Source organism: Nostoc sp. C96, assembly GCF_059384975.1.
This window is the reverse complement of the sequence record NZ_CM182020.1, coordinates 3,310,157-3,336,062: the sequence shown is the minus strand read 5'-3', so window position 1 is coordinate 3,336,062 and position 25,906 is coordinate 3,310,157. Positions and strand designations below refer to the sequence as shown.

Genomic DNA, 25,906 nt, shown 5'->3' with positions numbered 1-25,906 from the left:
CGTATCTTTGCGGAATTTCACAAATTAGTACATTTGTATTAAAATGCTGCTACAATGCCTAACAAGCTCAGTCGTATTAGCAGAGGAACTATGAAAAAAATCGAACACAGTTGTAAAAGTTCCATCTTCCGCCCTTCATCACAGCCTGCAATTATCCCCCTACAGCCACAACAAGAAAAGATAATTAGTGGTTGGGAGCGTTTAGTGGCGCAAGCCCAAACTATTAATCAAATGGCCGCAGAATTAGAAGCTGAGATTTTAGAGTTAAAAGCAATAGCTAGTGCTATCAACAGTCAAACAAATTATTTGTCAGGAAATGCTAAATCGCGTAAAAGCGTTTGTAAGTATTTCACAGTTAGCATTCCTTGGGTGAAACAAAAATCAGATGAGTGCTTAATTTTGACGACGCGAAAAGTTGATTTATTCCGAGCCGAAAGAGAAGCAGCATCACTAGCCCAGAAACTTAGACAGCAAAATAAAAATAGAAGATTAGCAGCACAGCGACACAAAAAAAACCAAGAAAAGGCTGATACTGAGACAAAAGTTTTTTTCTTGGGGGCGCTAATCAACAAATCTTAAAGTTATGAAAATTGAATTGTAGTACGCCTCATCGGTTGTAACAGTTATGCTGATTAAAGTGGCACTGGTACTTTTTTGCTAAGTACTAGATGCCACACTGCTACAATCCAGCAAAACGCCCTAATATTTGCATTTTGGCAACAACTAGAATGTAATATCTGGGAAGATCAATCAGCGCATAAAAGGGGTAAAAAGAAGGTGTTAAATATCAAGACACTTTTGGTGATTGCCGTTGGTTTTTTACCATCCCTGTTTTCCTTATGGTTAATCCGTAAAACCCAATTACGGACAAGGGCGCAGCTGAGACAAGCAGCCATGAATTTTTCTGGGACAAGGGGTAGACAAAATATCAGACCGATGGATGGCGATCGCTACTACCTAGAAGGAGTAGGCTATCTTATTGGTGACATTAGCTGCAAATTTAACGCCCGTTCTGGTTACATCCGTTGTGCTGTTAACCCCTGTGGCCCTTGTCAAGGTTGTCGTTACTACGAGCAGAAAGAATTAACTAGTAGCGAACAAGCCTAAAGATTAAATATTTAAACTACTTTGCCATTCAGAAACAAGCCAGGTTATACCATTTCACGAAAATCCTGATACAAATTCATTGGTTGTTTACTCTTTCCCCCTGCTCCCTGCCCCCTGCGGTCTATTTGTATCAAACTTAAAGTGAAACGGTATTATTCTTTCTGTTGTGTTTATTCATTAATCAGGAACAACCGGACTCAAAGGACTAAGGGGAGCAGTAAACACGTAATAAATTACTCCAGAGCCGAGAATCATAATTGCCAAACTGAATAAAATTACCCAGCGGTCTGTAGGTTCATAATTATCATCTTCAATATCACGACGCACTGCAAAATAGTGTGCCGTTGACAGCCATACCGTAACTAAACCAACTAGCGAAAAGACTAAACCCAACTTCCAACCATTACCAGGTGTGGGTAACAGCGGGACTTGAAAGGCTCGTAAACGCACGATAACGACTCCAAAACCCAACAGTGCGATCGCAGTTCGCATCCAAGCAAGATAAGTGCGTTCATTAGCTAAATGATCCCTGATTCGTGATGGATTTAGCCTTCCTGGCTTTTTCTTTTCTTCTGTTGGCTTAGACTCTAATTGCATCAATAACACCCTTAAACCCCAAGAGGCTCCCCTCCAAAAAATTCCCAAGTAATAGCAAATTTCTTTCCAGATAATTTGCCACTTGTGCGGCGATCGCACTTGCAAAAAATATTTAATTTGTTTGTACATTTTTGCCAAAATTTATTTTAATGCAGATATCTTAAGAACACAAGCCTGAATAATATTATGACTGCCAAAAATTAGCCAAAATCCGGTTAATTTTTAGCATTATGCCTTATTCTGCTCATTTTTAACGCTAGATAATCATCTAGCTAATAGCGATCGCTCAACTAAATTTTTGCATATTTGAGTAGGCACATTAGTAATGTGTGTATTTATTATTGTTATTTTCTACTGTATTTAATCTCATCAATAGAATCAAATGTTTTTATTTGTCAAAATTATAAATATAAGTGATTAAATTTGGAAATCCAGGTTTTTAGGAATAGTTTAGTATGGCAGGGATGACACTGGAGCAGCTAAGAATCTTTCTCGCTGTAGCAGAGCATCTACACTTTACGCGTGCAGCTGAAGAGCTTTATATTACTCAGCCAGCCGTTAGTGCAGCAATTCACAACTTAGAGCAAGAATATGGAGTCAAACTGTTTCATCGGATTGGTCGCCATATTGAGATTGCCGAAGCTGGTAAGTTATTGCAAGTGGAAGCACAGAAAATTCTCGACCAAGTGACGTTAACAGAACGGGGATTGCGGGAATTGAACAACCTGCAACGCGGCGAATTAAAATTAGGCTCAAGTTTAACCATTGGTAACTATTGGTTGCCAAGTAAAATTAGTGAATTTAAAAGTAAGTATCCGCAAATTTCTGTTGATTGTTGTTTGGCAAATGCCGAAACAATTTGTGAAGGAACGGCAATGGGTCAGTTTGATTTAGGTTTAGTTGAAGGTGATGTTAAACCAGCTTTACAGAATACTTTAGAACGAGAAATAATTGGGAGCGATCGCTTACAAATAGTTGTCGGCAAAACTCACCCTTGGTTTGAGCTAGGAGAAATTACTGTTGCAGAACTAACTCAAACTTCTTGGGTAATGCGAGAACCCGGTTCTGGAACGCAGCAAAGATTTGAAGAAGCCCTCCAAAATTGGGGTATTAATATTAGTGAACTGAATGTAATTTTAGTTTTTAATAGTGGCGAAATGGCCAAAGCCGCTGTCGAAAGTGGTGTAGGTGCAACCGGGATTTCTGAGTTAATGGTCAAAAAAGAAATTCAGCTAGGCACTTTACGGGCAATTCGAGTTTGCAATCACCAAGCAGATTGCAGTAAAGATTTAGAAATAGTCCGACCATTTTTTAAACTCAAGCATCGTCAACGCTTTCAAACTGCTCTGGCTAAAGTCTTTGAACAAACCTTGATTGCATCATACACCACCATTAATTTTCCCGAACAATCTCTAAATAAGACAAAAATAAAATCTTAATTCTCTATTTTCTTTCAGTCCCCACAGCAACACAGTAAAGCGCCGCATGACGTTTACCATCAATACCTAACATGGTATTCAAACTCATATCATAAAATCCGCCTATGCAAAGACTAGCCAAATCTAATTGCACAGCCATCAGACAGATATTTTCGGCTTGATGACCAGCTTCTAAAAGTGCAAAGCGGTAGCCACGCGCACCGTATTTGCATAGCGATCGCATAAAAACCGATGTAAACATAAACAAAGCATTGGCATTCAATATATAATCCTGTTGCAATAAAGGTTTGACAAAATCGTTTGGTACTGCATCATTCACCCGATGCAAGCCATGACCGCGTGGCTCATAGTGATATAGCCCATTAGCTAAATTTTCTACCGCTTGCGTTGCGACAAAAACCTCCAAAGGATAAAGCCCTCCCGCAGATGGTGAGTTTCGCGCTTCATAGGTGTAACCATCCATTTGACGCAACCCATTCAGTCCGCATCCAGCATCAAGCAACTGCGCTAATTGAATCAGCGGCATAGTTGTATTAGCAAACGATCGCACCGAAGACCGTCGCGCTAAAATTTGACTCAGCGAGTTATCATGTGGTGCTTTTGGCAGTTCCAAAAAAGGAGCCTCCGGCATATAGCGCATTTCCGTCGCCGGAACACGCTTGACATAACTTTTCGGCACTGGCGAGTTCAAATGATAAAGCAACGCTAACTCTAGTGGCTCGTTGGCTGTATACATAGTTCTGATTTCCTGACATTAAGTAGGTAGGTGTTAAAAATTGTCGTTATGACAAGGCAGGAGGCAGAGGGCAGAAGGTGAAGCAGTGCGGTCTTGGGGGTTTCCCCCATGAGCAACTGCTGAACCCGAAGGGCAGGAGGGAAGAGGTTTTCAAGCCATTTTACTTTTTGTTACATAGTTTGGTTTATTTGCACAGTTATACTTAAACGGAAAATGGGTATAGGGGTGTAATAAAATCCAAAATCCAAAATCCAAAATCCCAAATCGTTTTAAGCCATAGGATGTGGACAAGGGTTGAGGTCGTTTGCGGTACGTTGTCCACCGTAACCTAACCTTTTTGGTACCTCGAATAACCGCCGAGTACCCAACGGTTCTAGCCCATGACCAAAATATATCGGGACTAATTCACTGGCTAAAGTCCGTACAACACGAAAACCAAGCGATGCAACATCAGGGGTGGTAATTTCCACTAAATATGGTTCAGCACCAACGGAATGCAACCTTGTAATGACAGTTCGCAATTTTTCTGCCTCGGCTGAAGACGGGTAAGTTGGTAAATCTTCAACTGTGAGGTAATTTTCATGCTCAAATAAAAATTCCAACTCGCATAACCGAGCCGTTTTATAGAAAAAAGCGCTGTGATCGTCTAAATTCTGCACATCTTCATATTGATTGAGATTAGCCCCAGCGCCATTAGCTTTGCGTTCTATGTCACCAAAGCGGGCTTGACAAACTTCAAAAATCGCCTTACGCAGTGCTATTGACCCATCAAGATGGCATCCTAAACCAGTCGCCACAGCTGGACTTCTGCCAGAACGGTCAATTAACATTGCCATAACAACGGGGATGTTAATATCAGTTGTCAAATAGAAGGTAACTAATTCAATGCCAAATCGGGCATAGTTGCGTAAAATTTCGGTTTCAATTCCGGGACGATGAGCGAAATAAATGCGGGGAGCAGGTAGGCGATTTAACCATGTAATGATAAAAGCATCACGCTCAATCAACTCGCATAAGCCACTGTAAGCCGCAAATTCAAGAGTAGGGCCACTAGCCATACCATTAGAGGTGACAGGTAAAATATAATCTCCTGGTTGATTGCTATCCCAGTCAAAATAAACCATGAATGCTGGGACTAACACCTGTTGGTTACTGGTCAGAGATATGGCATTTATCCATGAAGTCTGCGTTAATTGATCAAAAGCCGGAAAGGGAAAGGTTGGATCAGAATATTGGTTATCAGAAAACGAGAAAAAAGTTGGTGGATGAACGGCGGGATGACTTAAATCTGCGTAACTGCTCACAATTAGTTGCCGATAATCAACAATGCTGCCACAGTAGCGCTCTACAGCTTCGCCAACTGCCCCAAAAATTGCTTGTTCATCAGTCATCCCCCTGCCTACACCGTAGCGTAAATCATCCGATTGTTTGCGAAGCTGGAAATTTGCTAATTCAGCTTGCCACAAAACAGGAAAATCAAACTCTGTATAAGGCTTAGTAAATCTATCAATGGCGCGGATGATTCCCGTATGGGGACTAACTAAATCGCGCCAACGAGGACTAGCGATCGCAACATTCACTCTATTCTCTCCTGTCATGAACAATGGGGACAGCCAGGTTTTTTCAGCACAACGTTGTGAGTTAGTTTTGTACCCAGTAAGTCTAAATGCACTAATTTGCCATCTGTAGCAATAGGTAAACCGAGAAACATCTTAATAGTATCCAGCGCCAAGTAACTTCCGACTAACATCTGAGCGATGGGTAAATTTTCTTGCAACCTTGGTTGAGAACGGCGTTCTCGGTCGAGAAATCGCTCAATTGCCAATTCCGCTTCTGGTAGTTTGGCACAAGCTATCGACCGCATCCGATAGCAGAGATAACAAGGGCCATCTTGAGCAAAGACTAGTGGGCCAAAAGTTCCTTCCACACCAGCCGCCCCACCCGGTAGCAATGGGCGCTGCATTTTCAGGCATAATCTGTTGAGGCGATAGGCGAGATTAACAGAAACAGCATCGGTGGCGACAATTACAAGGTCAACATCTTCCAGCAAAGCATTAACTGTGGCATCGTCCATCAAATTATCTATCACAATCTCAGTGTCGGTGATTTCTGCGATCGCCTCAATTTGTCTTGCTGCTTCCACACCCCGCAAAGCACCGATTTGATTAAATACTAAGCCTGACATCATCATTGCATCGGAGGGAATTGTGCAGACATCATCACACAGTCGCAGATAACCAATACCAGCACTAGCCAAGTTAATTGCAGCTATCAACCCTGAACCACCGAGTCCGAAAACAGCAATCCTTGCGTTGGCTAAGTGTTTTTGGGCATCTTTTTGCTGAAAGCCTAACTCATGATAAAGACTAATTTGCGGCAGTAAATAAGCTCGACTATCTAAATCGATAGTTTCTTCTAAAAGCTCCTCAACTAAGCGATTTTCCATCAAAAACTCTAAACATTGATTGAGTGAAGCATCTGTCAATTTTTCGCCAATTTCCGCCCGAATTTCTCCTATCGTTCGGGAGCCATCTAGTAAAGGCAATACCATACTTTCTACATCGTGCAGTGCTTGCCCTTTAACTGTTAAGGTTCGCCGCGTCGTATTGAAGATCATTGTTTCTTCGCCATGACAATCTGGCGGTATAACATGAACGACAACGTGTTCTAGTAGACGCAGATGCTGATTATCATTTAATTTCATAGGCATTATTTTATTGTTAAAGCTCCACAAAAAAAGATAAAAAAGCAATTTTGTTTAGCGAAATGTAGAGAATAAAATTCTATGTTTTCGTAGCTAGAGCAATCTTAATTTATGAATATTTAGTTGGATTCAGATTCCCGAATTATTTGAGAATTCGGGAATCTATGTATTCACCAATGATTTAAGATTGCTCTAGAATTGTTATTCTCTCTCCATACGATTTAGTATCCAAATCCGAAATCATCACTGTCATCTGGCACACTTGATATAGAGCCAGTTTCACTAACTCTACATCCTCCACATCCACGACATCCGCATCCGCGACATCCTCCACATCCACGGCATCCACAGCCTCGACATCCAACGCATCCAATGCAGCCTCGACATCCAACGCAGCCTCCACATCCGCCACATCCGCCGCAATTAGCAAACCATCTTTGCTGAGTCTCAGATTCCAACATTCCTGGCATTGCCAATTTTTCTAAAGCTGCTATTTCTTCATCAGATAACAAAAGTTGTTCTAATTTGTCTGCTTTGTCTTCCAAACGCATATCTATTGTTTGTTGGGTCAGTGTTTTTTCTGCAAGCATCGTCACTTACTCCTGTTAACTTCAATTTATGAGCCTATTGGCAAATCTGCATTCAATTTTGTGAAAGCTTTGATGATGTTTGTACATCAACTAGCCTTCATCTAAGAATGGATATTAGAACGGGTAGATGTGAAGGATGACTAGAAAATAAGACAATGGTTAATGCTTAACTATATATACCCACACAGGTATAGTTAAACAAAAACACTCAGCTTTTAATTCAGAGTTTTACTAATCCACAAATGGTCAAAATCACTGTAAAATAAGTGATGGGAACTCATGGATAAAATTGAGGTTCCCTAAAACCTTGTCTTTGATAAAACGTTTGCTACTTTTAGCAAAATACTTGTCTTGTTTTGATCATCTGACTTCTCTAACATTATCTTTTTCTAGAGTTTTTTATTCTTTCTTAAGTAGTATAGTTTTTACCCGGAATCTTAATCTTGCTCTTTCTTAAGTAGGATGTTTTTTTGTTGAGATAGACTCTAATATAACTTGCTGCATTGGGGAACTGATGTAGAACCTAGCTTGAACACGGCTATGTAGACTAATACACAACAGAGATAAGGTGGGGTTCACTTAATACCACATAAATAATTAGGTTTAATTGATGAGCGACTTAAGAGTTTGGTTTGCAGACTACACTAAAGCTTTATTTCGTTCTCTACCTTTGCTATGGAAAGCAGCACCGAGAGAAATGATATTTTTGATTGCTGTCACTTTATTGCAAGGGTTTCTTCCAGCTATTAGTGTTTGGATTACCAAATTAGTAGTAGATACGGTAGCAGCAGCTTTAACATCTGGGAGAGAATTAGGGTATGCAATGCTTGTACCTTTGGTAGCAGGATGGGTGGGAGCTTTGTTACTAGAGACATTGCTGTATCCTTGGGTATTTGCACTTCAAGGAGATCTCAATGACAAGTTAACGGCTCACATTAGCTTATTATTAATGAGTAAAGCTGATAGTTTTGCAGATTTGAGTCGTTTTGAAGATTCTGTGTTTTATGATGAGTTACAACTTCTGCAACAACAAATCGGCTATAAACCGCTGAGTTTATTAGAAAATTTAGTGGAATTAAGTCGTTCTTTTGTGACTTTGATAGTGATAGTTGGGCTATTAGTTCCCCTAGCTTTTTGGATACCATTAGTGATTGCGATCGCAACTATACCCCAAATAGTGGTTTCTTCTCAGTATGGCAAAACTATTTGGCTAACTTTATTTGAACATAGCCCTGAAGCGCGGAGAATGCAATATTACACTTCGGTGATGCTGACTGATACCTATGCGAAAGAAATTAGGTTGTTTCAGCTAGGTTCATTTTTTATCGCACGTTACCTACAAGCGTTTCAGTCTTTACATCAAACGATGCGCCATCTGCGAGGAAAACAAGCATTTTGGTCATCTACTTTAGCTATTCTTAGTACGTTGGGAAATGGTTTTGCTTTTTACTGGGTAGTACAGAAAGCTTTTCGTGGCGATTTCAGTCCTGGTAGTGTACTTTTATTTGTACAATCATTGACTTACTTTCAAAATAATCTCGAAAGATTTGTCGCTAATTGGGTAGATTTGTTAGAAAATGTTCTTTATATGCAGCAGTTTTTCAATTTTCTCGACAGTCCCGTCCCGATGCAAATAAGTATACCTGGTGAGAAAGTGCCAACTCCTATTCGGTCAGGTATTACTTTCGAGAAAGTTGACTTTTCCTACCCAGATAATCGTTTAGCTCTGCAAGATATTTCTTTTACTATTTATCCGGGAGAAACAGTTGCCATTGTTGGAGAAAATGGTGCGGGTAAAACTACTTTAGTGAAACTTTTGACTAGATTATATGACCCAACAAAAGGATGTATTTTAGTTGATGGAAAAGATTTAAGAAACTTAAATTTAGAACAGTGGCGGCAGCAAATAGCTGGTGTTTTTCAAGATTTTGGGCATTATGCGCTGACTCTGGGAGAAAATATTGCTTTGGGAAATTTAGCTGCTTTAGAAAGTCCAAATATTCTCAGATATGCAATCGAAAAAGCTGATATAGCTAAACTAGTTGATGATTTTACTACTAGAGAGGATACACCACTGGGAAAGCAATTTGGCGGTACGGAAATTTCTGGTGGTCAATGGCAAAAGTTAGCTTTAGCTCGTGCTTTTGTGCGTCAATCAGCCCAACTATTACTATTAGATGAACCAACTGCCGCACTCGACCCTCGCAGCGAATATGATCTCTACCGACGCTTTATTGAATTAGCCGAGGGTAAAACTACAATTTTGATTACTCATAGACTCGCTTCTGTACGGATGGCTGACCGAATTTTAGTTCTCAAAGCTGGTCATTTAATTGAAGATGGCACTCATCTGGAACTTTTACAACGTGGCGGTGAATATACAACTTTGTGGAATATGCAGGCACAACATTACGGGGTATCTGAAGAAAATTTGTAATTCGTAATTAATCCTATAGTTTGGGTAGAACATAGCTGAACCCAACATAATTAGAAGTTCCTAATGATACCAATAAAAACTTGTCTGTCTCAATTATCCCTGTCGCTTATTCTTGATGTCAAAGTATTTTTTCTAGATACTTTATTAAGTAAAGCTTAAGTTTTAATACCGAGAAATATATTGCGTTATACCAATTCTCTCAAATGAGGCAACACATTCAAACCCCGAAACCTATGCCATGTCTGACTTGATTAATTACGAATTACGAATTACGAATTGGTATTATGGCTAATCCTGGCTTGCAAATTCTCACATAGTTGTAACAGATAATACTTGATAAATAGGATATGAATCGATTATTTTAGCAAGACTCAAAGATGCTCTACAATAACTAACAAGACAGTTCAAAAAGGTATCACATTCTCAATTTTTATCATTAACCTTTTGATAGATTAGACCTGATCAAAAAAAGCTGTATATTGGGACGAGCTAACATATAATTTATTATTGCTCTTCATGCTGTATCAGTAAATTGCATCTCAACAGACCGAAAATTATTTACTGTATTTTTAGTAACCTGATAAGTCATGACATCCCCTGAGCCTCAAATTGATTTTGAAAAAGAACTTCCAGAAACATCAGAACAACCACCTCAAAATAAATGGCGCTGGTGGCGATTATTATTAGCTTTAATACTCATAGTCGGGGGTGGAGTGGCGATCGCTTGGCGTTTACTTACTCCTGTACCTCAAACACCGTCAACTCATGCTCAAACACCAGGAGTAAGAGCCAAAATTTCACCTGTGCAATTAGGCACAATTGAGGAAAGTGCAGACTATATTGCAACTTTAGAATCTCGGCGTTCCATCAACCTCCAGTCGAGAATTCCCGGACAAATTACCCAGATATTTGTCAAGCCGGGACAGACTATCACCGCAGGTACACCCATTATCCAAATAGATTATAAAGCCCAACAACCAACAGCCCTAGGCAACAATAGTTCAACCCAAGCAACCGCAGCACTACTAGAAAGCGCTCGCGCCACACTCCGCGCTTTGGAAGTAGAACGGATATCAAAGTTGGCTGAGGTGCAATCAAATCAATTAGATTACGATAGATCTGCCAACCTAGCAGACCAAGGTGCAATATCACGACAGTCTAAGGATTTATCTGCTAACAGACTGGCGACGGCGAGAGCTAATCTTGATGCGGTGAATTCTCGAATTCAAGCTCAAAAAGCTAGTATCTTGCAGGCGGAAAATGCTATCCAGCAAGCCGATATTAATAGTAGACAACCACCAGCATCACTTCAGTATGACAAAATTACTGCACCCTTTGGTGGTACTGTGGGCGATATCTCGGTAAAAGTTGGTGATTTTGTCACGACTTCTTCACGACTCATGACTGTTGCTGAAAACCGACCGTTAGAAGTTGCTTTAACTCTACCACTAGAGCGCGGCCCCAAATTACGCAAGGGAATGCCTGTGGAAATTATGAATTCTCAAGGGCAAGTTTTGGGTACAAGTCGAGTATTTTTAATTGTTCCCAATGTGAGCAATCAACCGCCATCAATCTTAATTAAAGCACTGTTTAATAATCCCCAAGGGCAGTTAAGGGCTGGTCAATTAGTGCGGACAAGAGTGATTTGGAGTCAGCGTTCAGGGGTGTTAATTCCGACTACAGCCGTAACTCGTGTGGCGGGTGAAACTTTTGTTTATGTGGCGAAACCACAAACAACCCCTCAAGGAGTTTCGCAGTTAGTTGCTCAACAAAGGCGCGTGAAGTTAGGCAATATCAAAAATAACTATTACCAAGTTTTGGCAGGATTACAGCCGGAAGATGAAATTATGATCTCAGGGTTGCTGAATATTCGGGATGGTGTGGCTATCGTTCCTGAGTCTTAGTGTGGGTAAATTTAACCTTGGTGCGTTAGTTTAAGAGCAAATTATCGCTAGTAAAGCAGGATTAATATATGGCAGCTTTAACAGGGAAAGTTGCAATTGTAACTGGTGCATCGCGGGGAATTGGTAGAGCGATCGCTTTAAAATTAGCTCATCAAGGTGCATCTGTTGTAGTTAATTATGCGGGAAATGTAGCCAAAGCCCAGGAAGTTGTTGCAGAAATCGCACAACTGGGAGTGCAAGCAATTTCTATCCAAGCAGATGTGGGGAATGTAGCTGATATTGAAGCACTGTTTCAAAAAACAATTGCCCATTTTGGCAAAGTTGATATCTTGGTCAACAATGCTGGCACAATTATTTACAAGCCAATTACAGAAATTACTGAAGCAGAGTTTGACAAACTTTTTGCGGTCAATGTCAAAGGTACTTTTTTTGCCTGTCAACAAGCTGCACAGCATTTAGCAGTAGGTGGCAGAATTATTAATTTTTCTTCATCCACCACAGGGATGATGTTACCAACCTACAGTGCTTATGTAGGAACTAAAGGCGCAGTGGAACAGATAACGCGGGTGTTGTCTAAAGAGTTAGGTGCGAAGGACATCACGGTGAATGTTGTTTCTCCTGGCCCAACAGATACAGAACTGTTCCGTGAAGGTAAAACCACAGAACAAATCAATCGTTTAGCCCAAATGTCGGCTTTTAACAAGCTGGGTGATGTCCAAGAAATTGCCGATGTGGTGGCTTTTTTAGCTAGTGAGGAAGCACGTTGGATAACTGGGCAAAATATTCGCGTCAATGGCGGGGCTGTTTGAGAAATTTGTCAATAAAAAATGTTGCAAATTTTTAGTTTTATAATCTTCCTGGAACAGCAGGCAAAACAGGTAAAGAATGATGAGCGTAAAAAAATTTGTATAAAAGGTTTTCTGGTATACAAAATTTCCTCATTAACCTGATTTAAAGCCTGTTTTTTTGCTAGGCAATATTAGCTGATAGGTATCTCAACACTATGGATTTATCCAACATTACTACTCTGCATAACTTAGAAGCAGCCTTCGGTGGTGAATCGATGGCTAACCGCAAGTATTTGTTTTTCGCTAAAGTTGCCAGTAAATTAGGATTTGCGGATTTAGCAAAACTTTTTCGTGAAACAGCAGAACAAGAAACTGAACATGCTTTTGCTCATTTTCAGTTACTGCATCCAGAACTAGTGGTTGAAGATCCTGCTGCTTTAACTGATGAACAAAAACAGCAAATTGTCTCTCGTTGCTTATCTTTAGCCATTGAAGGTGAGACTTACGAATACACTACAATGTATCCTGAATTTGCCGCAGCGGCACAAAGTGACCGCGACAATCCAGCCGCCGCCGAATTTCTCAAACAAGCACAAGAATCTGGCGAACACGCCGATACATTTCGAGAAGCCGCACACCGTTTTGGCTTGCTTAAATTTATCGAAAATTACCACGCCGATCGCTACACTGAAGCATTAGAAGTCTTAAATGGTGGACAAGCAGTCACCAGAATAGCAAGTGATGATCCTCAAACTCGCAAATGGATTTGTCGTCAATGCAGTATGATTTACGATCCGGTGGCTGGCGATCCTGATTCGGGAATTGCACCGGGTACACCGTTTGAAGATATTCCTGATGATTGGCAATGTCCAATTTGCGGCGCTACCAAAAAGACTTTTAAACCACTAGAAGAAAAAGTCGCGGCTTAAGATATAAAGATTAGAGACTAGAGGCTAGGAACAAGGATTTTTCTCTGATTAAGATTGGCTGAGTAGAAATTACTAGTCCCTAGTCTCTAATCCTTCGTCTCTTTTTCATCTGCACATTTAGTTAATAGAAAATTACAGTAAAATACTCAGCAACTGTAAAATTCTTGTTTATCTACACTAGCTATTACACTATTTTTCAACTAACTCAGAATAAATGTAATATTCTGTATAATTGCACCCTTCAGCCATTGAGCGATCTCTGAACATTTGGCAACAAGCATGTTCATCTTCTACAGTTATTTTTTGGTTTATGTCTGCGGGACGGTGCGAATATTCTTCTATTACTTTCAATGGTGTATTAATCACTTCTTGAGTATTTGTATATTTTCCTAGTTCGCTGCGAAATTTATGTAGTTGCTCATCTTCAGGCGTTACCAAAATATTCATTGGTTGAGTACCTCTGTTATCTGTTCTAAAATTCTACTGTGTTTTGCTATGAATAACCTTTTGGGTAACTATAGAAAACATAAATAAGTTGTTAACAAATTTATTTATTGCCTGTGCCGTTTTATATCTGTTTACGAGTCAGTTCATAAATCAAACGGATTGTTATTTTACAACACAATAAAAAGACAAACATTAAAATACTTATACTGATTTTGGGCATGAGTCGGATTTTACACGTATTTCTGCTGCATCGTAGTCGCTGCTAGTTTATATTTACAACGGCAATTGTGAAAATCCGCTGAAGTCAATTGATACAAAACAGCACCCCATCCTAAAATTAGGGGACGGGAGTTTCACAGCCCATTAAACTTAGATGAATGCTGACGACTTTTTTAACCAAGGGTTTAACAAAAATTTGCAAGGAGACTTTCAAGGAGCGATCGCAGATTACACAGAGGCGATTCAGCTAAAACCTAACTTTGCTGAAGCCTATTATAATCGCGGCAATATTTTTTATAGCTCACTCCGAGATTATCGTGCAGCAATTGCCGATTTCGACAAGGCAATTCAACTTAAACCTAATTTTGCTGAAGCTTATCATAACCGAGGCAATACCCTTTACTCTCTAGCAGATTACGAAGAAGCGATCGCTGATTATGAGTGGGCATTAGCCATCAATCCCAACTTAGCAGAATCCCATCACGGTCGCGGAAATGTTTACTGTGCGTTAGGAGAGTATGATCGAGCGATCGCTGATTACCACCAAGCGATCGAGATTAATCCTGAGTTAGTGACACATATAGATTTTGATATAGCACGAGCTTTTCATTATCGGGGTGTAGCTCGCAGCGAAAATGGCGATTACCAAGGTGCATTAGCAGATTTTCAGCAAGCATTACAGTGGTACCCCCAGTATGCTGCCGTTTACAGCAGTCGAGGGAATATTTTCCATATTTTAGAAGAATATGAGCAAGCGATCGCTGATCATGAACGAGCATTACAGCTAGATCCTCATTTGGTGGAAGCTTATCATTATCGAGGTAATACTTGCTATGTTTTAGGCGACTATCCAGGTGCAATTGCTGATTATAATCGCGCCTTACAAATTAACCCATATTTTGCCCAGGCGTACTACAATCGCGGACTTGTTCGTGCTTACCTCAAAGATTATCCAGCGGCGATCGCAGATTTTAACCAAGCTCTGCAATTAAATCCTGATGATGTGCAAGCATACTACGAACGGGGATTAGTCCGGGCAACTTTAGGCGATTATCCAGGTGCGATCGCCGATTATGAACAAGCACTAGCTAAAAATCCGACTTTAGCTTTAGTCTACGGTTTTCTGGCTCATGCCCGTTGTCAGTTGGGTGACTATCAAGGCACTATCGCCGATAGCAATCACATCTTGCAAATTCACCCCGAATATGCTGAAGGATATTGCGATCGCGCTACGGCTCGTCGTTGTTTAGGCGATTATCAAGGAGCCATTTTAGATTACAATCGCGCCTTGCAACTCAAACCTAATTTAGCTACAGCATACTATGGTCGTGGTTTAGCCCGCGAAGCGCTGCAAGATTATCTCGCAGCAGTAGAAGAATACACCCAAGCAATCAAAATTGATCCTGATTTTTCTCAAGCTTACTGTAACCGGGGTAATGCCCTCCGCCTTTTAGCCGCTGAACAAAGAGCTTTAGCCGATTACAATCAAGCCATCAAAATCAACCCCAGTTTAGTAGAGGCTTATTACAATCGGGGTTCCCTGCGCTATGCTTTGCAAGACTATCATGGTGCAATTGCCGATTACACCACAGCTTTGCAGATTAACCCCAACTCAGCAGCATTTTACAGCGATCGCGCCAGTGCCTACTATGCTCTGCAAGATTATCATGGTGCAATTGCTGATTACAATCAAGCCATTGTCCTTGACCCCAGTTTTGCCGAAGACTGGTATCATCGCGGACGCAGTCGTTTGCTGTTAGGCGACTTACAAGGCGCATTAACTGACTTAAACCAAGCCTTGCAACGTCAACCTCATTGGGCTTCAGCTTATATGTTACGTGCTGATGTCTATCGCCAACTAGAAGATTTTCAAGGTGCGATCGCTGATTTTCAACAATCTGCCAATATCTATTATCAAGAAGGAAATATTGAGTATTATCAACAAATGTTAACAGCGATCGCTCAACTAAAATCTAACGTCTAAGCGAGGAAATTTTCTGCTTAATTAGCTAGATTAAGACAGTTTTTGCATAAAGTCTATGTTTATTTGGTAAATTAGTGGTTTGACATAGATTTCTCAGCTATTATGATTGATTAGCGTATAGTTTTGTTGTTTTTTGGGAAAGGCGGAGAGCAGATATAAATCAAGCATCCGCCATTTATTTTGCCATAAAATTTAAAGTATAAATACTCACTTTGATGGTTCTAACCACAGCAATATCACAACATCAAATATCCAGCTAAAGATTTGGCAAAAAATTAGCTATCTTTTATACAAAAAATTCATCAAAGCATTGGTAAGATAATCCGACTACATACAGATTTTTCTGTAGTATTATCTTTAATCCCAATTAAGTATTTTCCCTGTTGCCTCAATAACTCATCCCCAAATAGTATTTACGACATTGTTTTAATCCTCTAAACTATTGTGAAATCAATTCTCCAAAATTACTTAGAGCAAGAAATTTGGCTATTAATACGAGACAAGTGGTATTTCGCAACAATTATCAATGTTTGTGATGATTTGTTATGTTTTAAACACAGAACGCATAACAAAGATACAGAAGAAGATACCTTATGGGAAATGGTTGTGAAAACCAGTGAAGTAGTTGCCATTGATAAAGTTATATCTGTGATTAGTAGAAAACCAGATGTGTTTATTTCCCGTCTGTTAGAAACTAATAGACCAACAGATAATCAGCAACAAGAATATGAAAATTAAAAATAATTAGTGTAGTGTAATTCTTAATGAGAAGGGTGGCGTGATCGCTTTACCCTTCTCTTGCTATTATTCCTCATCAATGCCAAAAGTCACACATGGACTATCAATTTCTTCACTGGGTTGAAAGGAACTGCAAAAAGTCACAACTGCACAATTAACATCAGATTCATCAGGATGAATGCACTCTATTACTGATTCTGTTTTGACATGAAAAGCACAGTCATTACATATAGTTTGGCAATTTAACTGAGGCTGCTGCGAAATGTCATCGCAATTATCTCTTAATGTTTCTAAAGCTTGAAATATAGATTGAAGTTGCGGGGTTTGAAATACCTGCGCGGTAGATGTAAAAAACTCCGAGAGATTAGCTAATTCTTGATGTTCATATACACTGGCTTGGCAAACCATTTCTAATTGATCAATTTGCCGCAGAAATTGAGACTCAGGTGAATTACCTTGCTCATATTCTTCCCACAAATCAATCCAGTATGAGCAATTAGGGAGTTTTTCTAGAATCAAAATCAAAGAATTTCTTTCTAACTGATATTTTTCTGGTTTATCAACGTTGTCCCTAGGAGTTATATCACCAGCATAAACTTCTCCTAAGTCATGAATTAAAGCCATCTGGACTAATTTAGTTTTATCTATTTTAATTGCATAAATATCTACTAAAAATAATGCTAGTAGAGCAACACCAAACGAGTGTTCAGCGATGCTTTCACAATACTTAGGCTCAATACCGTGTTGTAACCAGCCCTGACGATATAATTGTTTGAGATGATTAAATTCAAAATAAGCTTGAATAATTGGCAAAGTATTCTTGCCTGCTAATAGCGTCATTGGTAAAGCAGCTTTTGTTTGCATTTTAAGTAGATAAATGAGGCTGAAATTCCCGACTTATCAAAGAATTCGGGAATCTTATGCTTTCGCATGAATAACTGAAGCGATCGCCCTAACTAATTCTTCTGGAACCACAGGTTTAGCAAGATGTAATTGAAAGCCAGCCGCGAGTGCTTGGCGTTGATCATACTCAGCCGCATAGGCTGTCAAAGCAATAGCCGGAATTTGCCTGTATTTTTCTGGAAATTGAGTTTTGATTTGCTGCATCAAGGTATAACCATCGACATCTGGCATACCAATATCACTAATTAAAACATCTGGTAAGTATTCTGCCAATAAAATTAATGCTTCTGCGGCCGATGCTGCAACTTTTACTTCTGCGCCATACATGTTGAGAATAGCAACTAGTAAATCTCGCATATCAGCATCATCATCTACAGTCAATATCTTAATTTGGTTGAGATTGATGTCCTGTACTGATGTTTTATCGTCTTGGCTATATGCCAAATTATCGGCAATTACAGGCAATCTAATTGTAAATGTTGCCCCTAAACCTTCGCCTAGACTCTCTACGTTGACTGTACCACCATGCAGTTCTGTGATGTGACGCGCGATCGCCAGTCCCAAGCCTAAGCCACCAAATTTGCGCGTTATTGTACTATCCTCTTGGCGAAAATAGTCAAATACGAAGGGTAAAAACTCAGGATTAATACCTTTACCTGTATCTTTGACTTGAATTTGTACCTGTTTGCCAACTTGCTCTAAACAAATTTCTACTTGTCCATCATCGGGTGTAAATTTAATTGCATTGGAGAGCAAATTCCACATCACCTGTTGCAGCCGTCCCGCATCTCCTGAAACCTGTCCCACATCAGGACTAAATAAAGTTTGGATGTGAATATTTTTGGCTTCTGCTGCCAAGCGTACCGTTTCTAAGGCTGCTTCAATGGTAGTAGTTAAGTTGATCATTGCTACATTTAAAACTATCTTGCCACGTAAAATCCGCGAAATATCTAACAAATCTTCAATTAGTTGAGTTTGTAATCTAGCATTACGCTCGATTGTTACCAAAGCTCTTTCTGTTGCTTCCCCATCTAACTTTCGGGAACGTAGCAGTTGTGTCCATCCTAATATCGGATTTAAGGGTGTTCGCAGTTCATGGGATAAGACAGCTAAAAACTCATCTTTAATCCGGTTGGCGGTTTCCGCTGCTTCCCGTGCAGACTGTTCTTGTTTTAATAGTTTTTCCCGTTCTGCTTCTGCGTGTTTGCGTTCTGTGATATCTCGACAAATTGCTTGGACAGTTGGCAAACCGTTGAGTGTAAACAGCGTTGCACTCACTTCCACGGGAAGCCGTTGTCCGTCTTTTGTGGTGTGAACTGATTCCACAACAATATGCTGTTCGACTAACAGCCTCTCGATACCCGTTTTAGCATTGATAGAGGATGAATCGATAATTTTAGCAACCGACATTGTGAGTAGTTCATCTCGGTCATAACCCAGCTTTTTACAAGCTTGTTCGTTGACTTCAATAAATTGTCCTGGTTGAAAATCGCTGGTCAAATGATAGACTAACACCCAGTCTTCCATACCGTTGAACAGCGTAGAGAAGCGTTCTTCCCTTAGTCGCAGTGCAGTTTCTACTTGTTTGCGATCGCTCACATTAAACAATGCGCCTTTGACACTAATCAAGTTTCCCGCCTGATCGCAATTTACCTGTCCTCGGTCTTCCACCCAGATCATTTCGCCATTGTCTGGACGCAAAAAGCGAAACTCGGAAATGTAACTACCTTGAGTGGCGATCGCTTCTTGGACTTTAGCTTGGTGCTGTTGTAGATCATCAGGATTAACTAAATTCCAACCCTCTTCTCCTGATGCAGTCAGCATTTCCGGGAGTAATCCTAAAACATCACAGGCGTTAGCAGAGCGGTGAATTATGCCTGTTTGAGCATCCCAAGACCAAGCCACCATCCGAGCAGCTTGTAATGCTAAACGTAAGTTTTCTTCACTTTCACTCAGTGCTGCTTCTGCTTGAATGCGATCGCGTAGCGCAGCTTGCTGTTCGCTAATATCAATCGACATCCCCGCAACTAATTGACGACCCCCAGCATCTTGGAAGGGAAATTTAAAGGTCATAAAATGATATTCCCTATCCTCTAATTCCACTGTTTCTAGATACTGAATCAGTCGCCCATTATGTAATACTTCTAAATCATGACTACGCACTTGTTGAGCCGTTTCTAAGGGAAATAAATCAAAATCTGTCTTGCCAATTAAATCTGCTGGCTCCCAGTTGAAAAGTCTTTTTACAAGTGCGTTGACATAAACATATCTTCCATCTGCATCTTTGATAAAACCCGTAATTGGGCTATGCTGCATAAAACTCTGAAATAATTCTTGGCTCTCTCGCAGTGCTACTTCTGTGCGTTTGCGCTCCATAAATTGCCCAATCTGACTACCAATTGTTGCCATCATTTGCAACAAATCTTCGTCTGGTGCTTGAATGTGGCTGCTAAAGCATTCAATTACACCTAACATCTCATCCCCTAAAAGGATGGGAAAGCCAAAAACTGTATTTAAACCACTGTTAATTGCTGTTGCACCTCTAGTAAAATTTTTGTCTTCACTAATTTGGGAAATCCACGTAGGTTGATGGCTTACCCAAATCCGACCGGGAAGTCCCATCCCTGGTGCAAAAGTCTTTTGCTGATTTTCTGCAATGAAGGCTTGTAAATTACTACTTGGTGATTGCCAACTATTAACGTGACGTAAAATATTTTGGTGAGAATCTACTTGCCAAATCACCCCTAATTGCCATCCCAGACTTTCACACAAAGATTGCAAAATTGCGGGTACAGCATCAACTAAAGTGGTCGCCTCAGCTAAAACGCGAGTGACAGCGTATTGTGCTGCTTTGCGCTGTTCTTCCCGTTGGCGATCGCTAATACATTGCGCCTGTTCGCCCATCACAGCTTGCTTTTCGGTAATATCAAAAGTTAAGACATATATCCCGTTAGCCGATGGATAGGCGCGATGTTCTAACCAACGTTGCGACTTGAGATGAAAATATTCAAAATTAACCGAAATTTGTGCGGATGCTGCTTGATGTAATTGCCTGTAAAGTATGCTGTCAACTGTCTCCGGCAATAATTCCCAAAAATTTTCACCTAAAATATTCTCTTGGTCAATACCAAATAACTTTATCTGGCAATGATTCATGTAGATACAACGCCATTCCCGATCCAAAAACCAACAACCATCAGTAATGCTTTCCAGGAAACTTTCACCGAATGCAATCATAAATTCAGGCAAATTGAAATCTCTCTGACCAACTACCGCCCCCGTCACCTCACTGATTTCGCTTTCCCGTGATTTCTTGTCTTCAGTCAAAGCGTCTCCTCATTCTCTACAAAATTCTTATACAGTTATTAGCTTCCTGTTTTACAGTTAATAAAATGTTTTGGTACCAAAAATACATCAATTAACATTGAATAATTAATATTTTTCTTTTGTTATCTATTAAAAGCAGGATTTTAACTAATATTTTGCACCATACTGAATAAATCTAGGGTAGGCAATGTCCACAACGTAAAAATCAGGCTTTGACCGAATTTTTCGGATTACCAACCTGACTTTAATTGCAATACAGCGATTGCGACAAGATGTATTTAACTGAATTAAAAGCAGAGAACAGGGTAAAAAGCTTTGTGAACTGGGTTTTTTTGCTGAGTTGATGTCCTCAACTAACTAACAGCAGTTATTGTGGCAAATTGTCAACTCATGTGCGTTAAATTACTAAACAATAGTAATAGTCGTCGTTGAGCAGTTTGTTTATGACTCAAAATGATAACAACGAGCAATCTACGAGCCATGAGTTATCTTCACATTCCGGTGCGAGATACTGGGGTAACGTGGAGGTAATAGAAGAAGGTGATAGCTATAGAATTAGTCGCGTGGAAATTAAGCCCAGGCATGGTATTAAACCACAAATCCATTACCATCGCAATGAACATTGGGTTGTAGTATCTGGTGTGGCCAAGGTAACTTGTGGAGAGACAGAAGTATTGCTGAACCGCAATGAATCTACTTACGTTCCAGCTGCAACATTACATAAAGTGGAAAATCCTGGCTTAATTCCCTTAGTAATTTTAGAAATTCAAAACGGTGAATATTTGGGTGAGGATGACATTGAACGTCCTTATGACCTCAACTTAATCAAACCACCATCGGAAAATAAGTGAAGATAGTCAAGAGTCAATGGTCAATGGTTATAACCAAGTGCTGAGTTTAAACTCAGTTGCATGAAAGCTTTGAATAATCAGCAATTACCTCATTTATTTAACTACAGCTATAAAAGCAACTTTTGACTTTTGACTTTTGACTTACTTAAAACCATCCTTCTTGTTCCAAAGTTTCGATTAGCTGTAAGCCACGAGGGTCGCCTACGCCGAGTAGTGCGGCTTTGGCATCTTCTCGCACGCCTAAATCTTTGTCTTCAGCAAAGGCTTGAATTAAGGCATCAATGGCTGTGGCATAAACAATATTAGACGGCAATTCTTTGCATAACTGTCCAATTGCCCAGGCGCTATTACTCCGAACTGCGGAAATTGGGTCTTGGACTAAAGCTTCAATTAAAGCGGGAATTGCCCCAACAACAGCTTCGTAACCCACTTCAGCCATTTGAGCTAAAGCACTAGCCGACCACAACCGTACAGCGGAACTATCTGTTCTTAAAGCATCTGCTAGGGGTGCTAAACAACGGCGATCGCGGCAATTACCCAACGCCCAAACTACACCTTTGCGTACATAACCGTTCCAATCGTGGTTGAGTTGGGCAATCAACGGTTCAACCGCTTCTTTACTAGGATTGCGACCAATACCGTATGCTGCACTCACTCGCACTAAAGGACATGAATCCGTTAACAGGTGAATCAGTAGGGGGATAGCTCTTTCATCTTCAATATCACAAAAAGCACGCGCCGCCAGCATTCTCTGCTGCGGTTGCGGATTTTCCAGAAGGGCTAACATCACTTCTGGATCGGGTTTTGCCACTTCTGACTCAGCAGTTAGTGGCTCCATTTTATCGAGAGGGCTTTCTAGCTCTACGTCAGGATCGAGTAGGCTTAGGTCATCGTCGTCATACATACTTCATTTAGATGCCAAGTGGGATTTTAAAAGAACCCCCCGTGCCAATAATTCTACGCCTGATAGGTATTTGCTAGATTATTGTACACTTTATGTTCACCATGATTAGATTTGTCTGGGAAATTGGGAGATATGAAGTGTCACAAGAGGCATGGGGGCAGGGAGCAGGGGGCAGGGAGCAGACTGAGCGCCCGATTCTACTCCACCGCAGTAATACCGTTTCACTTTAAGTTTGAGACAAATAGACCGCAGGGGGCAGGGGGCAGGGAGCAGGGGGAAAGAATGAAAAACCCATAAAGGGGAAACCCCCAAGACCGCGCTGGTTCACTATTGACTATTGACCCCAATTTGTTTGACCATCCACAGAGATTGAGTGTGATAACCGAGTTGGTTGTAGAGATTTACAGCTGGTTGGTTAGATTCAAAGACTTGTAAGCCAATTTGCCGATCGCCTCTTTCTATTGCCCACTTTTCTAAATACTGCATCAAAGCTTTACCAATGCCCAGTCGTCGATGTTCTGGGATAACATAAAGCAAAAAAATATGAGCATGGCGATCGCCATTAACTTGATCTATGGCATTTCCTACCCAAAGGCAAGCAACGGGGGGAGGCGAGAGAGACAAGGAGGACAAGGTAGACAAGGGAGAATTAAAGTTATTTACTTCTTCTGCCCCCCTGCCCTCCTGCTCCCCTGCCTTTTCCATATCCACCCACCACAAGGGCGTATCTTTGGATAAATACTGCTCGACGGTACGGGCGAGGTGGGCAAAATCTTGCTGAGGAAATCGCTCTTGGTAAGTTCGTTGCATGAACTTGACTAGGAGCGATCGCTCTAATGTTGAGCCACGACGAATCAAATACCCTGGTATTAATTGCTCAGACACTTTATTTGCTGAGGGTTAACAAATCAATAGCAGTAGCAGGTAAAATCACCCCAGTTCCTTCAATGGGTGCGGGTGCAGCCATATCGGCAGGCAAAAAGATGCGGGCGCTGACTGCTACTAAAGCAACGATAAATACTAAAACTACGAGTAGTGGGGCGATGTATTGACGAAATATAGCCATATTCAGTAAGTCAAAAGTTAAAAGTTAAATGTCAAAAGAAAGAAACTGAGTGCTGAGTTGAAGAATTTTCCCTTGCCTCCTGCCTCTAACCTCTATTTTTAACCTTAACGCCGATCGCGTTCTAAATCATCAATGACTCGTTCGCAATACCAACTTTCTGGCATCCCTGGATAATTTTGCTTTGCTTGCTCAATTAAACGTTCAGCTGTAGCAGTATCACCATCTAACTTAGCAATCAGCCTATTTTTGAGTTGAGTGTCGGTGATGCGATCGTTAATCTCTGTTACGGACATATTTTCTGGCACAACTTGGGACTGTTCCCGACGCAATTGCCAAAATAGAACGTAATAAAGTGTCCCAAAAATTAAAATCAGGCTGAGTGTACCAAAAAAAGTAAAGAGATTAAAAGTCAAGAATCCAAGCACTAACTGTGACAGGACATAGCCAAGTAACAAACCTGTAAGTAAAAGAATAAATGTACCAATAACAACAATTACTTGGCTTCCCATACATCCTCATCTTCTTCCTCAAGTCCTGGTCTAGATATTACCACTGGCTTTTGATTCCAGGGCGCAACAAACGGTAAAAGTAACAATCCTGGTAAGGCTGCTACTAAGGTTAACAAGAAAAATACAGGCCAGCCTGTGGCTTTCGCCCAATCGCCTGCGGGTGCTGAAAGAACATCTCTACTAATCGCCATTAAGCTAGAAAATAAAGCAAATTGAGTGGTTGTAAAACGGTGATTGCAGAGGCTCATTAAAAATGCCACTGTAGCAACTGTGACTAATCCGGCACTAAAGTTTTCGATATTTACTGCCAAAATTAATAACGAGTAATTTTTGCCAGCAACGGCTAAGGCATAATAACCCAAGTTGCTCAATAATTGCAGTATGCCAAATATCCATAAACCACGATTTAGATGAATTTTGGTTAAGATTACACCGCCAGCTAATACACCAACAGTTGTAGCGAGAAAACCTATCCCAGCTTGAATTGCCCCAATTTCGGTTTTGGTAAAGTTAATTTCTCGCAAAAACAAATTAGCGGTAATACCAACCAAAGAATCACCCAGTTTATAAAGAATGATAAAAATGAGAATTACTCCAGCTTGAGCCAAGCCAAACCGATGAAAAAATTCTTTAAAAGGTAGAAAAATTGCTTCTTGTAAGTTTTGTGGGGCTTGGTTTTCTGGAGCTTCAGCAAGTAGCTCATCAGGCAATAATAATGATGACACTATCCAAGCGACTATCAAAGCTGCCAATAGCCAATAAAATATGGGCAGAGCAATAAAGCCAGTAAAAACGCCTCCCAGTAAACCAGCTACTAGCGCTGTAATAAATAGCACGAAGATTACATCTTTGGCAGATATAGGCGCAGTTTCTCGGTGGTTAATGCTCTGTGGTTCTCTGGGCGCAGATAAGGTGACAAGTATACTCCCCGCCATTAAAGCCGCCATGAGTAAGTAAACACCATTCCAAGGTAGGCGATCGGCTAATACCAAGGCTAAGGAACTAGTGACAAACAAAGCAACCCGATAGCCTAATACCCAAACCGATGCACCTGCTTCCGCTTCTAGTGGGTTTAAGATGTCGGTACGGTAAGCATCGCCGGCGATGTCTTGGGTCGCACTTAAAAAGGTGATAATTAGACAGTTGATTGCCAGAATTTGCAATACTTGGTCACTTTGGGAAGGCTGTTGTAATGCGAGAGTGGCGATCGCAATTACTAACCCAATTTGAGTAACTATCAACCAACCCCGTCTAGCACCTAAAAATGGCGGTACAAACCTATCTAATAAAGGCGACCACAAAAATTTTAGGGAGTATGGTAACGCTAACAAACCAAATAAAGTAATTTTGCCAATATCAACCTTGGCATCTTGCATCCACAGTTGCAATGTTCTACTAGTTAAGAACAAAGGCAATCCAGATGCAAAACCCAGTAATAACAACGCGCCCATTTTGCGACTTTGGACGGCTTGGCGTAATGCTTGGATTTCTCTCATCGTTTTAGTATTTCTAGACTCATCTAAGCGAATTGCAGTTATCTTGCCATAGTTAGTGAATAGTTGCGTATAACTTTTATCAAAATTGCCATACCTTCACTTACGCTCAAACAACGGTTGACTTAATAATTGTGTTAAAAATAATTCTTGGTATGGGTTTTTACATAAAGATTTGATGAATTCACCTTTTAAATACTGTTTGTGGTGTTGAATTGTGAGAAATTTTAAACA

General features: G+C 40.5%; 23 protein-coding genes. 10 read left to right on the top strand and 13 right to left on the bottom strand.

Annotation, left to right across the window (positions count from 1 at the left end):
- The first annotated feature begins 90 nt into the window (after positions 1-90).
- Both AC504W_RS14175 and AC504W_RS14170 read left to right on the top strand, forming a co-directional pair.
- Positions 91-579, top strand: a complete 489-nt coding sequence (locus AC504W_RS14175) for a hypothetical protein (RefSeq protein ID WP_494878482.1) — start codon at positions 91-93, stop codon at positions 577-579.
- Positions 580-777: 198 nt separating this feature from the next.
- Positions 778-1,107 (top strand): DUF6464 family protein, encoded by a 330-nt coding sequence (locus AC504W_RS14170; protein ID WP_096577191.1) that lies wholly within the window; start codon positions 778-780, stop codon positions 1,105-1,107.
- 177 nt (positions 1,108-1,284) lie between these two features.
- On the opposite strand, the gene AC504W_RS14165 is transcribed toward AC504W_RS14170, so the two are convergent.
- Positions 1,285-1,833, bottom strand: a complete 549-nt coding sequence (locus AC504W_RS14165) for a YidH family protein (protein WP_494878480.1) — start codon at positions 1,831-1,833, stop codon at positions 1,285-1,287.
- Between the two features lie 326 nt (positions 1,834-2,159).
- Between AC504W_RS14165 and AC504W_RS14160 the strand changes: the two genes are divergently transcribed.
- A complete protein-coding gene (locus AC504W_RS14160) occupies positions 2,160-3,143 on the top strand; it encodes a LysR substrate-binding domain-containing protein (protein ID WP_494878478.1) in 984 nt (327 codons plus the stop codon).
- A 4-nt stretch (positions 3,144-3,147) separates the two neighbouring features.
- Here AC504W_RS14160 and AC504W_RS14155 read toward each other — a convergent pair whose 3' ends face one another.
- The 4 genes from AC504W_RS14155 to AC504W_RS14140 form a co-directional block, all read right to left on the bottom strand.
- Entirely contained in the window at positions 3,148-3,879 is a 732-nt protein-coding gene (locus AC504W_RS14155; RefSeq protein WP_494878476.1) for a SagB/ThcOx family dehydrogenase, read from the bottom strand.
- Positions 3,880-4,148: 269 nt separating this feature from the next.
- Positions 4,149-5,477, bottom strand: a complete 1,329-nt coding sequence (locus tag AC504W_RS14150; RefSeq protein ID WP_494878474.1) for a YcaO-like family protein — start codon at positions 5,475-5,477, stop codon at positions 4,149-4,151.
- Complete coding sequence (locus AC504W_RS14145) at positions 5,474-6,583, bottom strand: TOMM precursor leader peptide-binding protein (RefSeq protein WP_494879321.1); 1,110 nt, start codon at positions 6,581-6,583, stop codon at positions 5,474-5,476. The genes AC504W_RS14150 and AC504W_RS14145 overlap by 4 nt, the downstream gene beginning before the upstream one ends.
- A 221-nt stretch (positions 6,584-6,804) precedes the next feature.
- Complete coding sequence (locus tag AC504W_RS14140) at positions 6,805-7,173, bottom strand: hypothetical protein (RefSeq protein ID WP_494878470.1); 369 nt, start codon at positions 7,171-7,173, stop codon at positions 6,805-6,807.
- Between the two features lie 610 nt (positions 7,174-7,783).
- Here AC504W_RS14140 and AC504W_RS14135 point away from each other — a divergent pair.
- The 4 genes from AC504W_RS14135 to AC504W_RS14120 all read left to right on the top strand — a co-directional run bounded on the left by AC504W_RS14135 (position 7,784) and on the right by AC504W_RS14120 (position 13,231).
- Positions 7,784-9,610 carry an ABC transporter ATP-binding protein gene (locus AC504W_RS14135; protein WP_494878468.1) on the top strand — a complete coding sequence of 609 codons (1,827 nt, stop codon included), beginning with the start codon at positions 7,784-7,786 and terminating at the stop codon, positions 9,608-9,610.
- Between the two features lie 587 nt (positions 9,611-10,197).
- Positions 10,198-11,514: an efflux RND transporter periplasmic adaptor subunit gene (locus AC504W_RS14130; RefSeq protein WP_494878466.1), complete on the top strand. Its 1,317-nt coding sequence runs from the start codon at positions 10,198-10,200 to the stop codon at positions 11,512-11,514.
- Between the two features lie 68 nt (positions 11,515-11,582).
- Positions 11,583-12,323: an SDR family oxidoreductase gene (locus AC504W_RS14125; RefSeq protein ID WP_494878464.1), complete on the top strand. Its 741-nt coding sequence runs from the start codon at positions 11,583-11,585 to the stop codon at positions 12,321-12,323.
- A gap of 194 nt (positions 12,324-12,517) precedes the next feature.
- A complete protein-coding gene (locus AC504W_RS14120; RefSeq protein ID WP_494878462.1) occupies positions 12,518-13,231 on the top strand; it encodes a rubrerythrin family protein in 714 nt (237 codons plus the stop codon).
- Positions 13,232-13,420: 189 nt separating this feature from the next.
- On the opposite strand, the gene AC504W_RS14115 is transcribed toward AC504W_RS14120, so the two are convergent.
- Positions 13,421-13,678: a hypothetical protein gene (locus tag AC504W_RS14115; protein ID WP_494878461.1), complete on the bottom strand. Its 258-nt coding sequence runs from the start codon at positions 13,676-13,678 to the stop codon at positions 13,421-13,423.
- A gap of 373 nt (positions 13,679-14,051) precedes the next feature.
- Here AC504W_RS14115 and AC504W_RS14110 point away from each other — a divergent pair, with 373 nt between their 5' ends.
- Both AC504W_RS14110 and AC504W_RS14105 read left to right on the top strand, forming a co-directional pair.
- Positions 14,052-15,881 carry a tetratricopeptide repeat protein gene (locus AC504W_RS14110; protein ID WP_494878459.1) on the top strand — a complete coding sequence of 610 codons (1,830 nt, stop codon included), beginning with the start codon at positions 14,052-14,054 and terminating at the stop codon, positions 15,879-15,881.
- Positions 15,882-16,325: 444 nt separating this feature from the next.
- Entirely contained in the window at positions 16,326-16,619 is a 294-nt protein-coding gene (locus tag AC504W_RS14105) for a hypothetical protein (protein ID WP_494878458.1), read from the top strand.
- A 66-nt stretch (positions 16,620-16,685) separates the two neighbouring features.
- On the opposite strand, the gene AC504W_RS14100 is transcribed toward AC504W_RS14105, so the two are convergent.
- Positions 16,686-17,483, bottom strand: a complete 798-nt coding sequence (locus tag AC504W_RS14100; protein ID WP_494878456.1) for an HD domain-containing protein — start codon at positions 17,481-17,483, stop codon at positions 16,686-16,688.
- A gap of 54 nt (positions 17,484-17,537) precedes the next feature.
- Positions 17,538-20,849, bottom strand: coding sequence for a PAS domain S-box protein (locus AC504W_RS14095; RefSeq protein ID WP_494878454.1), 3,312 nt, complete (start codon positions 20,847-20,849; stop codon positions 17,538-17,540).
- Between the two features lie 443 nt (positions 20,850-21,292).
- Between AC504W_RS14095 and AC504W_RS14090 the strand changes: the two genes are divergently transcribed.
- On the top strand, positions 21,293-21,700 hold the full coding sequence (locus tag AC504W_RS14090; RefSeq protein WP_096577160.1) for a phosphomannose isomerase type II C-terminal cupin domain: 408 nt from the start codon (positions 21,293-21,295) through the stop codon (positions 21,698-21,700).
- Positions 21,701-21,845: 145 nt separating this feature from the next.
- Here the strand turns inward: AC504W_RS14090 and AC504W_RS14085 are convergent, their stop codons facing one another.
- The 5 genes from AC504W_RS14085 to AC504W_RS14065 all read right to left on the bottom strand — a co-directional run bounded on the left by AC504W_RS14085 (position 21,846) and on the right by AC504W_RS14065 (position 25,675).
- Positions 21,846-22,604, bottom strand: coding sequence for a HEAT repeat domain-containing protein (locus AC504W_RS14085; RefSeq protein WP_494878453.1), 759 nt, complete (start codon positions 22,602-22,604; stop codon positions 21,846-21,848).
- A gap of 327 nt (positions 22,605-22,931) precedes the next feature.
- Positions 22,932-23,489, bottom strand: a complete 558-nt coding sequence (locus AC504W_RS14080; protein ID WP_494878452.1) for a GNAT family N-acetyltransferase — start codon at positions 23,487-23,489, stop codon at positions 22,932-22,934.
- 1 nt (position 23,490) lies between these two features.
- The gene (locus tag AC504W_RS14075) at positions 23,491-23,670 is read right to left on the bottom strand and encodes a DUF8624 family small hydrophobic protein (RefSeq protein ID WP_096577154.1); all 180 of its coding nucleotides are present in this window, start codon (positions 23,668-23,670) and stop codon (positions 23,491-23,493) included.
- Positions 23,671-23,774: 104 nt separating this feature from the next.
- A complete protein-coding gene (locus tag AC504W_RS14070; protein ID WP_096577152.1) occupies positions 23,775-24,179 on the bottom strand; it encodes an ABC transporter permease in 405 nt (134 codons plus the stop codon).
- A complete protein-coding gene (locus AC504W_RS14065; protein WP_494878451.1) occupies positions 24,164-25,675 on the bottom strand; it encodes an AmpG family muropeptide MFS transporter in 1,512 nt (503 codons plus the stop codon). Before AC504W_RS14065 ends, AC504W_RS14070 begins: the two co-directional genes overlap by 16 nt.
- Positions 25,676-25,906 lie beyond the last annotated feature (231 nt).

Coding starts and splice junctions, on each gene's coding strand:
- AC504W_RS14065 (WP_494878451.1), bottom strand. CDS start 25,675: ATGAGAGAAATCCAAGCATTACGCCAAGCCGTCCAAAGTCGCAAAATG.
- AC504W_RS14115 (WP_494878461.1), bottom strand. CDS start 13,678: ATGAATATTTTGGTAACGCCTGAAGATGAGCAACTACATAAATTTCGC.
- AC504W_RS14135 (WP_494878468.1), top strand. CDS start 7,784: ATGAGCGACTTAAGAGTTTGGTTTGCAGACTACACTAAAGCTTTATTT.
- AC504W_RS14120 (WP_494878462.1), top strand. CDS start 12,518: ATGGATTTATCCAACATTACTACTCTGCATAACTTAGAAGCAGCCTTC.
- AC504W_RS14140 (WP_494878470.1), bottom strand. CDS start 7,173: ATGCTTGCAGAAAAAACACTGACCCAACAAACAATAGATATGCGTTTG.
- AC504W_RS14090 (WP_096577160.1), top strand. CDS start 21,293: ATGACTCAAAATGATAACAACGAGCAATCTACGAGCCATGAGTTATCT.
- AC504W_RS14110 (WP_494878459.1), top strand. CDS start 14,052: ATGAATGCTGACGACTTTTTTAACCAAGGGTTTAACAAAAATTTGCAA.
- AC504W_RS14160 (WP_494878478.1), top strand. CDS start 2,160: ATGGCAGGGATGACACTGGAGCAGCTAAGAATCTTTCTCGCTGTAGCA.
- AC504W_RS14165 (WP_494878480.1), bottom strand. CDS start 1,833: ATGTACAAACAAATTAAATATTTTTTGCAAGTGCGATCGCCGCACAAG.
- AC504W_RS14075 (WP_096577154.1), bottom strand. CDS start 23,670: ATGGCTATATTTCGTCAATACATCGCCCCACTACTCGTAGTTTTAGTA.
- AC504W_RS14070 (WP_096577152.1), bottom strand. CDS start 24,179: ATGGGAAGCCAAGTAATTGTTGTTATTGGTACATTTATTCTTTTACTT.
- AC504W_RS14100 (WP_494878456.1), bottom strand. CDS start 17,483: ATGCAAACAAAAGCTGCTTTACCAATGACGCTATTAGCAGGCAAGAAT.
- AC504W_RS14150 (WP_494878474.1), bottom strand. CDS start 5,477: ATGACAGGAGAGAATAGAGTGAATGTTGCGATCGCTAGTCCTCGTTGG.
- AC504W_RS14085 (WP_494878453.1), bottom strand. CDS start 22,604: ATGTATGACGACGATGACCTAAGCCTACTCGATCCTGACGTAGAGCTA.
- AC504W_RS14175 (WP_494878482.1), top strand. CDS start 91: ATGAAAAAAATCGAACACAGTTGTAAAAGTTCCATCTTCCGCCCTTCA.
- AC504W_RS14130 (WP_494878466.1), top strand. CDS start 10,198: ATGACATCCCCTGAGCCTCAAATTGATTTTGAAAAAGAACTTCCAGAA.
- AC504W_RS14145 (WP_494879321.1), bottom strand. CDS start 6,583: ATGAAATTAAATGATAATCAGCATCTGCGTCTACTAGAACACGTTGTC.
- AC504W_RS14155 (WP_494878476.1), bottom strand. CDS start 3,879: ATGTATACAGCCAACGAGCCACTAGAGTTAGCGTTGCTTTATCATTTG.
- AC504W_RS14125 (WP_494878464.1), top strand. CDS start 11,583: ATGGCAGCTTTAACAGGGAAAGTTGCAATTGTAACTGGTGCATCGCGG.